Annotated in this window: 13 protein-coding genes; 6 read left to right on the forward strand and 7 right to left on the reverse strand. The window is 61.6% G+C overall.

Going from position 1 to position 13,201, the window contains the following annotated elements:
- Positions 1 to 299 precede the first annotated feature (299 nt).
- A complete protein-coding gene (locus AC1VWL_RS01035; protein WP_482985426.1) occupies positions 300 to 1,070 on the reverse strand; it encodes an SDR family NAD(P)-dependent oxidoreductase in 771 nt (256 codons plus the stop codon).
- Here AC1VWL_RS01035 and AC1VWL_RS01040 point away from each other — a divergent pair.
- Positions 1,045 to 2,073, forward strand: coding sequence for an AraC family transcriptional regulator (locus AC1VWL_RS01040; RefSeq protein WP_482985427.1), 1,029 nt, complete (start codon positions 1,045 to 1,047; stop codon positions 2,071 to 2,073). The two genes, AC1VWL_RS01035 and AC1VWL_RS01040, sit on opposite strands and share 26 nt — an antisense overlap.
- Positions 2,074 to 2,076: 3 nt before the next feature.
- Here the strand turns inward: AC1VWL_RS01040 and AC1VWL_RS01045 are convergent, their stop codons facing one another.
- The 3 genes from AC1VWL_RS01045 to AC1VWL_RS01055 all read right to left on the reverse strand — a co-directional run bounded on the left by AC1VWL_RS01045 (position 2,077) and on the right by AC1VWL_RS01055 (position 4,168).
- Positions 2,077 to 3,063, reverse strand: coding sequence for an NAD-dependent epimerase/dehydratase family protein (locus tag AC1VWL_RS01045; protein ID WP_482985428.1), 987 nt, complete (start codon positions 3,061 to 3,063; stop codon positions 2,077 to 2,079).
- 28 nt (positions 3,064 to 3,091) lie between these two features.
- The gene (locus AC1VWL_RS01050; protein ID WP_088479559.1) at positions 3,092 to 3,640 is read right to left on the reverse strand and encodes a TetR/AcrR family transcriptional regulator; all 549 of its coding nucleotides are present in this window, start codon (positions 3,638 to 3,640) and stop codon (positions 3,092 to 3,094) included.
- A 72-nt stretch (positions 3,641 to 3,712) separates the two neighbouring features.
- Positions 3,713 to 4,168 (reverse strand): MarR family transcriptional regulator, encoded by a 456-nt coding sequence (locus AC1VWL_RS01055; protein ID WP_482985429.1) that lies wholly within the window; start codon positions 4,166 to 4,168, stop codon positions 3,713 to 3,715.
- A gap of 104 nt (positions 4,169 to 4,272) precedes the next feature.
- Here AC1VWL_RS01055 and AC1VWL_RS01060 point away from each other — a divergent pair, with 104 nt between their 5' ends.
- Positions 4,273 to 5,535: an alpha/beta hydrolase gene (locus AC1VWL_RS01060; RefSeq protein ID WP_482985430.1), complete on the forward strand. Its 1,263-nt coding sequence runs from the start codon at positions 4,273 to 4,275 to the stop codon at positions 5,533 to 5,535.
- 85 nt (positions 5,536 to 5,620) lie between these two features.
- Here the strand turns inward: AC1VWL_RS01060 and AC1VWL_RS01065 are convergent, their stop codons facing one another.
- Complete coding sequence (locus AC1VWL_RS01065; RefSeq protein ID WP_482985431.1) at positions 5,621 to 6,049, reverse strand: hypothetical protein; 429 nt, start codon at positions 6,047 to 6,049, stop codon at positions 5,621 to 5,623.
- Between the two features lie 167 nt (positions 6,050 to 6,216).
- Positions 6,217 to 6,984, reverse strand: a complete 768-nt coding sequence (locus AC1VWL_RS01070) for an alpha/beta fold hydrolase (RefSeq protein WP_482985432.1) — start codon at positions 6,982 to 6,984, stop codon at positions 6,217 to 6,219.
- 123 nt (positions 6,985 to 7,107) lie between these two features.
- Here AC1VWL_RS01070 and AC1VWL_RS01075 point away from each other — a divergent pair, with 123 nt between their 5' ends.
- The gene (locus AC1VWL_RS01075) at positions 7,108 to 7,992 is read left to right on the forward strand and encodes a LysR family transcriptional regulator (protein WP_482985433.1); all 885 of its coding nucleotides are present in this window, start codon (positions 7,108 to 7,110) and stop codon (positions 7,990 to 7,992) included.
- A gap of 80 nt (positions 7,993 to 8,072) precedes the next feature.
- Here AC1VWL_RS01075 and namA read toward each other — a convergent pair whose 3' ends face one another.
- A complete protein-coding gene (namA, locus tag AC1VWL_RS01080; RefSeq protein WP_482985434.1) occupies positions 8,073 to 9,119 on the reverse strand; it encodes an NADPH dehydrogenase NamA in 1,047 nt (348 codons plus the stop codon).
- Between the two features lie 145 nt (positions 9,120 to 9,264).
- Between namA and AC1VWL_RS01085 the strand changes: the two genes are divergently transcribed.
- From AC1VWL_RS01085 to AC1VWL_RS01095, 3 genes are all read left to right on the forward strand, one after another.
- Entirely contained in the window at positions 9,265 to 9,651 is a 387-nt protein-coding gene (locus AC1VWL_RS01085; protein ID WP_482985435.1) for a winged helix-turn-helix transcriptional regulator, read from the forward strand.
- A 104-nt stretch (positions 9,652 to 9,755) separates the two neighbouring features.
- Positions 9,756 to 9,980, forward strand: coding sequence for a hypothetical protein (locus AC1VWL_RS01090; protein WP_482985436.1), 225 nt, complete (start codon positions 9,756 to 9,758; stop codon positions 9,978 to 9,980).
- A 435-nt stretch (positions 9,981 to 10,415) separates the two neighbouring features.
- On the forward strand, positions 10,416 to 13,061 hold the full coding sequence (locus tag AC1VWL_RS01095) for a bifunctional diguanylate cyclase/phosphodiesterase (protein ID WP_482985437.1): 2,646 nt from the start codon (positions 10,416 to 10,418) through the stop codon (positions 13,059 to 13,061).
- Positions 13,062 to 13,201: the final 140 nt, after the last annotated feature.

Consider the following 13,201-nt stretch of genomic DNA (forward strand, 5'->3'; position numbering starts at 1 on the left):
CCATGCTGAAACAAAGCCTATTGCAGTGCTGGGGCTTAGATTCGCGACCATGTTTGATCCGGGGCCTAACTATTGATTAGACGGACCCGTGGGTCCGGTTATGCGCCTTACCCACAGGCCACAAGATGATGGCGCGTAAGGTTGACGCGGCTCGATCTTAGGGTGAGCTGTTCCGGCGAACAAGCTGACACGCAACGGGATCGAGCTGCAGTCGACAAGGCCGATCCAGACCTCAGCCAACAGGCGTGCAAATGTCTGCTTTGGGTTGGTAGCGGACGTCGTCAGGTCATCTCCTCTACCTACAGAAGCATTCCCCCGGAAGCCTCGATACGCTGGCCGGTGATCCAGCGACTGCCTTGCGACAGAAGATTTGCCACTGCCATGCCAATGTCGTCGGAACGACCGGTTCGCCCCATCGCCGTGTGCTGCGCCACATAGTGGTTCACGGCGGCATTGTCACGCACGGCACCACCGAAGAAGTCGGTCTCTGTAGCGCCAGGAGCTACTGAGTTCACTGAGATGCCCCGCGGCCCCAGCTCCAGCGCGAGATAGCGCGTCGCGGTTTCCAGCGCGCTCTTCATCGCCGCATACGCCAGGCTGCCTGCAGCTGCATGTCGGGTCAGGCTGGTGGAGATGTTGACGATGGCGCCGCCATCGGCCAGTTGCTGCGCCAGCAACTGAGTCAATAGCAGTGGTGCCTTGAAGTGCACGCGGTACAACAGATCAATGTCATCGCCGCGAATGTCACCGAAAGCTGATGGTGCATGCAGTCCTGCATTGTTCACCAACTGGTGGAGCTGCGATGCATCCCAGCGTTGCAGCTGCGCCTGCACAGACGCTACGAAGGCCTCCAGCGATTCACTGGCATTCAGATCCAACGGCAACATCGCGGCGCGCACGCCATGGGCTTCGATCTGGCGCAGGGTCTCAGCAGCCTGAACCTGCTGATGCTGGTAGGTAATCAGCACGTCGTTGCCCTGCTTGGCCAAGTGCAGGGCAATACTGCGGCCAATGCCGCGGCTGCCGCCGGTAACCAGTGCGATCGTGCGCGGCGTGTTCGAGTTTTTCATGGTGGCTTTGTGTCGTGAACTGGAGCGTGACATGCTGCGCCCACGGTGCAGCATGCACTTGCCCAATTGCGTACGATCCTTGCCCGATTCCCTTGCTACCGAAAATCACCTGGCCACACTGCGTGCATTGGCACTGCAAGCGCAAGACGTACTGCGCTCACGAAGCATGGACGAGTCGCCGCTACTGGAACTCCTGCCCGGTGCCTGGCTGGCGCGTACAGGGTCGAGGCGTGTTCCGGCCCCGGCACTGTACCGTCCTGCGCTGGGAGCGGTGCTGCAGGGAGCCAAGCAGGTATGGGTGGACGACGCGGTGCTGGAATATCGCGCTGGCTATGCGCTGCTTACCCGCCAGCCGATTCCCGCTCGCGGGATGGTTTCTCGCGGCGACCACCACACGCCTTTCCTGGGGCTGGTGCTGGAGTTGGATACGGTCACCCTGCGGCAGTTACTTGGTCAGTTGGGCAACCCACCTGAAGGCGAGACCCCAGATCCTGCGCCGTTCAGTGTGATAGCGCTGGATTTGGCGGTACTGAACTGTTTGCAGCGTCTATTGGAGCTGGCCCTCGACACGCCCGACGCCCAGCGGCTGCTGTGGCCTGCCCTGCAGCATGAGCTGCTGTTTCGTCTGTTGCAGGGTGAAGCGGGGCCCGCGCTGCTGGCGATGGCCCAGCCACCGCCTTTGGCACGCCGTATGGCGAGCGCCATTCGTCAACTGCAACGTGGCTTCAGGCAGCCACTCGATGCGGCGGCGCTGGCCAGCCGTGCAGGCATGGGCAGCGCGCTGTTCTACCGGCATTTCCGTGCTGCAACGGGTCTGTCACCGCTGCAGTACCAGAAGCAACTGCGTCTGATCGAGGCACGCCGCCTGCTGCAGCGGGGCGGCACCAGCATCTCCGCCACCGCGTTCGCCGTGGGTTACGAGAGCCCCTCTCAGTTCAGCCGTGAGTTCAGCCGGCTGTTCGGTCACACACCGCGCGAGGCTTTACCCCCTACCGATCGTTGAGCATCACACTTGATCGGCCACCTGGCACTTCAGCAGCGCGATCCCGGCTTCCAGCGTGACCACCGGCCGATAGCCCAGTTCGCTGCGAGCACGGCTGTCGTCCAATGTCACTTCCACCGCAGAAGAAGCAAATTCCTGCCGAGTCATCGGTGCGCGCAGTGGCAGCCGCAGCCTGCGGAACAGGTCGTCCAATCCAATGAACACGCGCAGCAACGCACGCGGAACCTGTTTGTCTGGGGCTTGTACACCATGGGCTTGCAGCTGGGCACCAATCAGACGCCGGAATGGCACCGGTGCGCCATCGCAGACGTGGTAGATGCGCGCGCCGGCGCCACGGGTCAGAGCGCAGCTGACCGCTTCGGCCAGGTTGTCCACGTGCGTAGCGGAGGTGAGGTAGTGCCCGCCATCAATCCACGCGAAACGCCCACTGCGTACGGCCTGCAGCAGGTACGGCATCGCGGTGGTGTTGTCGCGGCCCCAGACGAAGCGCGGCCGCAGCACCTTCACCGCGAACTGTGGCGTGGACAGCGCCAGCGCCAGCCGTTCCGCTTCGGCCTTGCTGGCGCCATAGACGCCGGCGGCGCGCGCCGGGTACGGATGGTCTTCGCGCGCCTGATGCAGGGGCGCACCGCGGGTCAGCGCCGATTCGCTGCTCAGCACGACCGCCACCGGCACACCCGCAGCACGGGCAGCGGTCAGCACGTTGCGTGTGCCCTCCACATTGGTCTGCCACTGGCTGGGCGAGGCATTGCGGTGGTCGGTGTCGGCGGCTGCGTGGATCAGCGCAGTGCAGCCTTGCATCGCCGCAGCGATGCCCGGGTCGAGCAGATCACCCTGTACTGGTTGGGCGCCCAGCGCCTCTACAACTGCCGCGGCGTTGGGGCTGCGCACCAGCGCACGTACGTGGTGGCCGTCTGCACACAGGCGGCGAATCAGATTGCGGCCCACGTAGCCGCTTCCTCCGGTCAGGAAGAGGGTGGAAGAACTCATCAGGGTTACCTCGGGGGAGAGAACGGATTCAGCGCGGCGGCGTGTCGATCAACGCGCCAATGTCCTGCAGCAGCTGCTGCCGCTGCGCGGACGGCCACTGCACGTAGTCCAGCGACTCCAGCAGCTTCATGCCTTCCAGCGCGAGGTAGGCCAGCAACGCGCTGCGTGGGTGCGTGGCCTGCTGCTGGATCTCGGCCAGGATCTGCGCCTGGTTCTGCTGGATGGGCGCGCGCAGCTGCGGGTCCTGCGCCATGGCCGCGCACAGCGCCAGGGCCACCGGCTGGAATGCTTCGGGAAAGGGTTGCTCGGCCGCAGCAAGTCGCCCACGCAGCACCGCATCCTGCTCGAAGCCCTTGGCCGCCTCACGGTTGAAGGCGTTGTCGCGGGCGACCGCACGTTCAACCACCGCCTGGATGAGTCCGGCCTTGGACTGGAAGTCATAGACCACCGAGGCCTTGCTGACCCCGGCTTCGGCGGCCACCGCATCCAAGGTCAGCCGCGCCGCCCCCACCTGGGCGACCACGCGCTCGGCGGCATCCAGGACGTGCTGCGGATCAATGCTTTTGCGGCGACCCATTGACGGGCTCCATATTTAACCATCCGGTTGATTATAAATATGGACGCGATGTTGTAAAGCCCGGCGAGCCGCCTACAGCGCGTCGTAGAGTGCGCCCAACTGGCCCAGTATCTGCGTGGCCGCCGACAGATCGGCGTCGGAGTACTGCGCCAGCGCCTGCTGCATCCACTGCTGGATGTTCGCTTCGCGCTGCCGGTGCCGCGCTCGACCGGCCGGCGTCAGCTTCACCCGCACCTTGCGCCGGTCTTCGGCCGCCTCCTGCTTGTCCACGTATCCGGCCGCTACCAGCCCCTTCAACAGCTGGGTCACGGCCGCGGTGGAGGTTTCAGTGCCCTCCGCCAACGCTGTCACCGACAGGGGCCCGCGCTCGTCCAGCAGCTTCAGAACCCGGGCGTGAGTCATCGACAGCGCACCGGCCTCTCGCGTAGCACGACCGCGCAGGCGCGCGTCGGCCGCGCTGAGCTGATACGCCGCACGGGCCAGGGCGGCGAATGCCGAGCTTTCAGCTGGTGGGACACCATGAACCATGACGGACCGGGGACTGGGCAGGGTTTGACAGGATAGCGCACGGAATTTAGTTTAGTACTTAGCGAATTGCCATCGCGCTTCCCCCCTTTCCTGGAGACACCGCAATGAGTTCACGTTCCGAAGCACAAAGCTGGGTGCTGGATATCGCCCTGGCCCAAGGTGGGTTCGACGCCCTCCATCCCGAAGCAAAGGCAACCCTCGTCCAGCTGGGCCACGACCCCGCGGACTTCGACCGGGTGTTCTCTCTCGTGAAGAGCGGCGCCATGCTGCCCAAGGCCTGGGCCACAGTGGCCGGCGAGATTGAGCGCAAGGCAGCGCATTACGACCGTGATGGGCACGCACAGACGGCGGCTGACCTGTACGTGCGCGCTGCCGTCATGTGGGGTCGCGCGCAGTACTCCATTTTCGATGCGGCAGATCCGCGCAAGCACGCCTTTCGCGCACATGCCAACCATGCCGTGGCCCGCATCGGCGCACTTCGCCAAGGCCGCGTGCGCCGTGTCGAGATTCCGTTCGAGGGCAAGACGCTGTACGCCCTACTGCACCTGCCCGTTGGCCCGGTACAAGGCGCGGCTGCAGTCATCCTCGGCCCGGGGATGGACATGATCAAGGAGGACTACATCTACGCTGCCGATCGCTACTACACCTCCCGTGGCGTGGTCGCGCTGTCCATCGAAGGCCCGGGCCAAGGTGAGACCCGCGCCAATGGCCTGGTGGTGACGCTGGACAACTATGAGCGTGCCATCAGCGCCTACATCGACTACCTGGCCTCGCTGCCGGAAGTGGACGCAGACCGTATCGCGATGTTTGGAATCAGCATGAGCGGCTACTGGGGTCATCGCGCCGCCGCCTGCGAACCACGCCTGAAGGCATTGGCCAGCTTCGAGGGTGTTACGGGCGATTTCGCCACGATCTTCGAGCGGGCCCAGCCCACCTTCAAGACCAACTACATGTATATGTCCGGCCATATCGACGCGGCCACGTTCGACCGCGAACTGGCCGAACGCATGCCGCTGGCCAACCAGGTCGCCGGGATCCACTGCCCGGTCCTGGTGGGTATCGGCGAATTCGACGAACTGACTCCGCTGGCTGATGCGATCGCCAATTTCGAACGCATCCGCGCACCGAAGGAGCTGCGCGTGTACGAAAACGAGTTCCATCCTTTGGGCGGTGTTGCTGCGGAGATCTTCCGCTATGGCGCGGAATGGCTGGAGCGCGTACTGGCAGGTGAGTTGAGTGAAGCCGGTCGCGATGTACGTCACTACGTGCAGCGGGACGGCACCGTCAGCGATGGAAGCGCCGATCCACGCTGGTGGCTGGGTCAGGTGCCTCCAGCCATTGCCCAGCTCCGCAAGTCGGAGGACTGACTGACATTGAAGGGCCGGGCCGCCATTGAGCTCCCTGCCCTTCTCAGCGTTGGCGCTCTGCGCACGCGTTGTGCTTGGTTTCCGCTCATCCCCGTGTGGCCTGCTCGCCAAAGGCCAATCGCAAAGCTTCGGCGTCGCCGTTCAGCGCGGCACGCATGCGGCCCTCGTCCAAAGGGCGTACCACCCAGTCCACATCCCATTGGAAGCCATTACGTCTTGAGATCGGAATCGCCAGATACCAACTTGGCCCCGGCCCTACGCAGTACCAGAATGCATCGTCTGAGGCCTGTGCCATCCAGCGCGGACCCGGTTGCTGCATGCCATCGAACCGTCCTTGCAGCTGTTTCACCACCCGCACCTCGGCACCGGTGAAGGCAGCACCATCGCGCGAGGGAAACCGCAGCCGCTCAAACGTTTCCTGGCGGGCAGCCCGCAACCGTTGCGGGCCGTTGAGTTGCGCAGCCGCCGCCATCACCGCCCCCAATCCCAGCAATATCACCAATGCGCTCTTCACGACGTCCTGCTCGTACTACTAACGAAGTAGTCAATGATAGCGATCAGCTGCAGCAGGATGCTGCACTACCGCACCGGCAGGAAAACCTCGAGTAAGCCACCAGAGCAGGAAAGCGATTGCTGGATTGACCGAGGCACGCCAAGACAGAGCGCACCTCCATGCCAGCATTACTTTGAGACCTGCTCCACCGCAGCAAGAATCACGTCCGCGACCTTCTGCGGCTGTGACAACTGGGGTACGTGGCTGGTATCCAAGGTGATGGTGGTTGCACCCAGTTTTTTTGCCAAGTCCTTCTGAAGGCCGGTGTCCAGCATGTGGTCCTGTTCACTGACCACATACCAGGTCGGACGGCTGGTCCATGCTGCCGCGCTGACCTGATCGGCAAAGTTGGCGCCGTTGGTTGGGTTCTGAGTAGCGGTCAGCAACTTGGCATCCGCCAACGGCAGATCCTGAGCCAGATGATGCTCAACGCCTTCGAGGGTCAGGGTCAGGAAACCATCCTGATCCGCGTTGAGATGACTGAAGCCAGAAGGTGTCGGATAGCCCTTGGACACATCGCTCACCGACTGGCCCCTGGATGGAGCGAAGGCGGCAACGTAGACCAAAGCCTTCACGCGCTCATCTTCACCTGCGTCGGTGATCACCGCGCCGCCGTAGGAGTGGCCAACCAGGACCACTGGCCCGCGCTGTGCCTCGATCGCCCGCTTGGTCTTGGCGACATCGTCCTGCAGCGAGGTGAGCGGGTTCTGAACTGCGACCACGTTCAGCCCCTTTGCTTGCAGCAGGGGGATCACCCGGTCCCAGGCATGGCCGTCTGCAAATGCGCCGTGGACCAGAACGACGGTGGGCTTCTCCGCAACCTGGCCGGTACCCGCGTCTGCGGCGCCGCTGCTCAGCGCAGCAGTCAGGAGAGCACTTTTCATCAGGGTTTTCATGGCGATTCCGTCCTATTCGTAGAGTGGATGCAGCCGACATCGGCTGAGTGAGGGCACTCTACATTTGCAACGAAAAGGGATAAATTCTCAAAACTGATCATCACTGGAAACGAGGCATTTCAAATGGATCGTCTTCATGCGATGCATGTCTTCGCCCGGGCAGTGGAATTGGGCTCCTTCTCGGCTGCCGCGGCGGAGCTGGACATTTCCCCCCAGCTAGCTGGCAAACACGTCCAAGCGCTGGAAGCCAGTCTGGGAATCAAGTTGCTGAATCGCACTACTCGACGCCAGAGCCTGACGGAGAACGGGCAACTATTTTACGAGCGAGCGAAGAACATCCTGGCTGAGATGGAAGCCGCAGAAGCTTTGATTGCCGAGTCGCGCGCGATTCCTCGTGGCAAGCTGCGTGTAAGTGCACCCATCACATTCGGTAGTCACGCACTGGCACCGCTACTCCGCGACTACCTGCGTGATCATCCTGAGGTAGCGGTAGATCTCAGCTTGAGCAACCGTACGGTAGATCTTCTTGAGGAAGGCTTTGATGTGGTGTTCCGCACTGGCTCATTGCCTGACAGCGGACTTCGAGCTCGCGCCTTGGCACCTCTCAAGGTACTGCTATGCGCCTCGCCCAGTTATATGCAGGCCAGCCCACCGTTGGATGCACCGCAAGATTTGCATCAACATGAGTGCCTGGTCTTCGCCCATACATCGATGCGAACGGAATGGGTTTTCGAGGGCCCCGACGGACAGGTCACGTCAGTGCCAATTGTTGGGCGCTTCACAAGCGACAGTGGCGAGGCGCTCAGGGCCGCTGCGGTCGCCGGTCATGGAATCCTCCTGCAACCAAGTGCCCTGGTAGCAGAGGACATCAAGGCAGGACGTCTGGTAACAGTGCTCAACCGTTACCAGGCGCCCTCCAGGCCCTTCCATATGCTCTTTGCGCCAGATAGACGAATGACTCCCAAGCTACGGAGCTTTCTGGACTTCGCATCGACCCACTTTGGGTAGGCACCACCTCATCGTCCAGGCGACCCGCACTCAGCGCATCGCCATGGACGGCTCCAGTGGCACCTACCCATGACCGCTGATCAGGCATCGGCAACGGTATCAAGCCAGACCGAGCCATAGCGGGTGTACTGCACCGGCGTCGGGATGTGCTCTTCAAGCGCATCTGCAGCACCGCGCACCCAGAAAGGCTCGCGAAGCAGCTGGCGGCCAACGAAGACCAGATCTGCGCTGCCGTTCTGCAGGATCTCTTCTGCGTGCTGCGCGCTTTTGATCATGCCCAGCGCGCTTGTGGCAATACCAACGGTTTTACGAATCAGCTCAGCTGCAGGCACTTGGTAGCCCGGGTAGCTTTTCACCCGCACCATCTTGATGCCACCTGAGCTGCAGTCAACCAGATCCACGCCCTGCTCCTTCATCCAGGTGGCATAGGGAATGAAGGACTCCGGGACATTTCCACCATCGGCATAATCATTGGTGGAGACGCGAACGAAGAGAGGACGGTCACCCCAGACCTTCTTCACTTCATCAATGATCTCGCGCAGCACACGGTAGCGGCCTTCTGCACCATTGCCGTACTCATCGGTCCGGGTGTTGGCCAGCGGAGACAGGAACTCGCTCAGCAGGTAACCATGGGCACCGTGAATCTCCAGGACATCGAAACCGGCATCGCTCACACGCTGAGCGGCACGACCGAAAGACGCAACCATCTCGGAGATGTCGCCCTTGGTCATTGCTCGCGGCACCGGGCCGTCATCCAGGAACGGGATGGCCGAAGGCGCAATCAACTCAACGCCCGGGAGTGCCGACGAACGACCGGCGTGACCGATCTGGGCACCAACCTTTGCTCCAAAAGCGTGCAGCCCGTCGACCAGTCGCTTCAGGCCGGAGACATGCGCATCACTCCAGATACCGAGGTCACCGGGGCCGATACGGCCATCCTCAAGGACGGCGAGGGTTTCCGGGAAGATCAAGGCTACTTGGCCGAGCGCGCGGGCGCCGTAATGGACGTGGTGCCAGTCAGTAACAAAGCCATCTTCGGCAGCGGAGTGCATGCACATCGGGGACATGACCACACGATTTTTCAGGAACAGCCCTTTCAATTCAAAGGGGGATAGCAACAGGCTCATTGATGGAAACCAGTCAGTGGACGGAATGAGCGCATGCTATTTTGTACATCCCACAGATGTAAGTACGCACATAAATGTGCTGTAGTATCTTTTTTTATACTTTAAACGCGATCAGGGCCCCTGATACGCGCATTGGAGAATTGCAATGAAGACCGGCGTTCCTCACACCCAGGAGGGGGCTTACGCGTGTCCTGTCACGTTCACCGCCGATGTCATTGGCGGTAAGTGGAAGACATTGCTGATCTTTCACTTGATGAGCGGCACACGCCGATTCAATGAGCTACGCCGAATGATTCCAGAGATCACCCAGCGCATGCTGACCCTCCAGTTGCGGGAGCTGGAGTCGTGGGGCTTGGTCAATCGGCACGTGTATCAGGAAGTCCCACCAAAGGTGGAGTATTCGCTCACTGAACTCGGTTCAACGCTGGTTCCTCTAGTCAGCGCCATGCGAGATTGGGGGTTCCAGTACGAGGAAACCCTCCTCAAGCTCAAGGGTCAAGCCGCGGCCAAGGAGCAGTCGCGGTTGCCCTGACACCAATAGCCCGCCTGACTGCTGCGGCGCTTGCGTGCGCAGCTCAAGCGCTGAGTTCTTGATGTTTGCAAGGGGACCAAGAATCGCAGGATCGAACTCGCAGCGTGGCGCGTGATGCGATCAAGCAGCTCGGCAGCGTTGTTTTCGATGCACGTTCCCGGAAGCAAAAACTGTGGGCCGATGGAGCAGCTCGTTTCAAGGTGAGCGGTAGTACTGTTGGCTCGGCGATGCAATTGCTTCGGTACCCGCCAGCGCACGAAGCTCTCGATGTTCTTGCGCTATTTCTATCAGCGCTTCTTTTGATTTCATTGCATGCAAAGATCGCGTGACCAAAGACGTACGTTGCCTTCTGCAATGGAACCCGGGATCCGATAACCATCCCATTTGATTTCATGCGGCCACTGCTCTCCCTTGGGCGGGGTCTGGCCCAGCGTTGCCAGTTGTGGTTGAAAAGGCCCTGCCGGCACCCTGCCGTTGCGAGCCCAGCTCAGGGACAACGCCCGTTTGCCCCAATCCTTGCACAGCCAATACATCACGGGCACTGTGAGCAGCACCCTTTCGGGTAGCCTTTGCACGCCCGCAAACGGATCTGGGACACTCCATCAAGATCATCCGTCCCACGCCGATACCCATACTCGGTCCCGAAAGGCGGAAGTTGCGTCACTATAGTTGCTGCGTAGTTTTGATTGTTTCCATGGCCGGCCAGTGCACGGCGGGCTACATGTTCCTCATGACACAAAGTTACGCAGGAGCCGAACCGGCACGTGAACTTCATCCAGCCTGATATAGAAGACGGCGAGCAAGTGCTGCCAACCCGCGCTAGCGGCCTGCCGCCGCTCGCCTGGGCGGTGGCGGGCCTGTTGTTCGGCCTGACCTGCACGGCGATCATCGCGTACCGCGAATGGTCGGATGTGCACTCTCAGGCGGCCGAGGCGCGCAGGAACCTGGCTGATGCAAGCGTCGCTCAGTTGCAGGTCCCACTTGAACGCGCGGCATCCATCCTGCGCGCGATGCAGACTGTGTTCCTGGCCAATGACCAGATGGACCAGACCGGTTTCAGCCAGTACTACGCGCGTCTCTACGATGGCAGCGACGCCTACACGTCCATGGCCTTTGCGCGAAGCGCGCATGTAGACCGGCCGCAGACTGGCAACGCGGCTTATCGCTATGAGCTTGTGTCGCCCTACCAGGGAAATACCAGCTTGCTGGGTTTCGACATGGTCACCCAACCCGCCAACCTGGCAGCCCTGCTGCGCGCCCGGGACACCGACACCGTCACCGTTTCAGCGCCTTTTACCCTGCGCCAACACACGCCCCCAGGGCAAAGCCCGCTGGGTGTCACGCTCCGTCTACCGGTGTATTCCAAAGGTCCAACGCCAACAACCCCTGGCGAGCGGCAAGCCCGGGAGATCGGTGCACTGGCCATCGGCATCCGCTTGCAGCCACTGATAGAAAGCGCGCTGTCACCGCCCGTTCTGGATGGTTTCCGGGTAAGCATTCGCGATACGGATGCACGGGCCCAGCCTTTCTACGAGTCTGGCACTGTAGCTACCGCAGGGCAGCCTGCGCAGCACCGTCAACTGGATTTTGGCGGCAGGCGCTGGCACCTTGAATTGATGCCACGTCCCCAACCTTTGGATCTCGGCCGGCTGGATACCATCGTCATCGCCGGGAGCATCATCAGCCTGCTGATATCGGCCTTGCTGTGGTCATTGGCCGTAACCCGCCGCAAAGCGCTGGCCCTGGGTGCGCAGATGAGTTCCCGCTACCGCGAAAGCGAATTGCGCTTCCGCGCCCTGAATGAGCTACTGCCGGCACTTGTGCTGCTGGCCGACGCTCGAGACTGGAAGATCGTTTATGCCAACCAGGCCGCGCGCAAACGTCTCGGCGACCCTAACGGCCAGCCGTTGTCTACTTTGTTTCTCGATCAACAACTGCAGGCCCGGTCCCGGGATCCGGCATATCTCCGCAGCAGCTGGAACCGGCTTGAGGCCGAGCTGCGAGCAGCAGATGGCACCAGCTTCTGGGCTGATGCATCCATCGCCGAAGTGGACGTGGATGGCACGCCCCATCTGTTGATGGTGGCAACCGATAACTCCGAACAGCGCGAGCTGACTGATCGCCTGAGCTACCAGGCCGCACACGACGCACTCACTGGTCTCTACAACCGCCGTGAGTTCGAACGGCGTGTGGAAGAGGTACTGAAGGAACGCTCCGCAACAGCGACCAACGGTTTGTGGGCGTTGCTGTACATCGACCTTGATCAGTTCAAGCTGATCAATGACGTGTCCGGGCACATGGCGGGCGACCAACTGCTTCAGCAGCTCGCCTTGATCATGCGCCAGCAGCTGCGCAGCGGCGACGTCCTGGCTCGTTTGGGAGGGGACGAGTTCGGTCTGCTGACCTTCCATGCCAACCACAGCGGGGCGCTGGCGCTGGCTGAGCAGCTACGCCGCAGCATCGAAACGCTGTTGTTTGCCTGGCAGGAGCGCAGCTACACAGTCAGCTGCAGCATCGGCATGGTGGTGATCGACCAGCAGCTGCCTACTCTGAAGGACCTGCTGGCGTGGGCAGACACGGCCTGTTACATGGCCAAGGAGAACGGGCGCAACCGTGTCCACGTCTATCGTGAGGACGACGAGACCAGCCGACGCCATGGTGAGATGGAATGGGTCAATCGGCTGCGCTGGGCAATGGAACAGGACCGTCTATTGCTTGACTACCAACAGATCGTCTCGCTCACCGGCGAGGACACCGGTACCAACATCGAGCTGCTTCTGCGCCTGCGTGATGAGGACGGCAGTATCGTGTTGCCGGGTGCATTTTTACCCGCCGCCGAACGCTACGGCCTGATGCCTGCAATTGACCGCTGGGTGATCCGGAAAGCACTGGCAAACTTTGCCAACCTCCACCCCACGACGCAGGCACTTGGCAGCTGCGCTATCAATCTTTCAGGTGCCAGCATCGAGGACGAAGGCCTGGCCGACTTCATCCTGGGCTGCCTGGCAGAACACGGTGTACCCCCGCAGCTGCTTTGCTTCGAGATCACCGAAACCGTTGCCGTCCGCAATCTGCTCAAGGTGGCGAGCATCGTCGAGCGACTCCGGTGTGCCGGTTGCAGCATTGCCCTCGATGACTTCGGTGCAGGTATGTCGTCCTTCGGCTACCTCAAGAATCTCCCCTTGGACCTGATCAAGATCGACCGCAGCTTCATTGTTGACCTGGATACCGATCCGATCAGCCACACCATCATCAGCGCCATCGCAAAGATAGGTCATCAGCGCGGCCTCAAGGTCGTGGCCGAAGGTGTAAGTTCCGAGCACCTGTGCGAGGCAGCCCGTTCCCTGGGCGTGGACTATGCCCAGGGCTTTGGCCTGCATCGCCCTGAACGGGTGAAGTTCCAGCGGTAGCGTCGGTTTTCTGTTCGGAGGCTGTACCGCGCATGGTGCGTGAAGGAGTGATCGTAAAACGGATGCAGTAGCGGACAAGCGCTTAACCCCTGGCCTGGCAACATACTGCTGGATCTGAACGGAGCCAGCACCATGACCGC

Source organism: Stenotrophomonas sp. STEN063 (assembly GCF_056854515.1).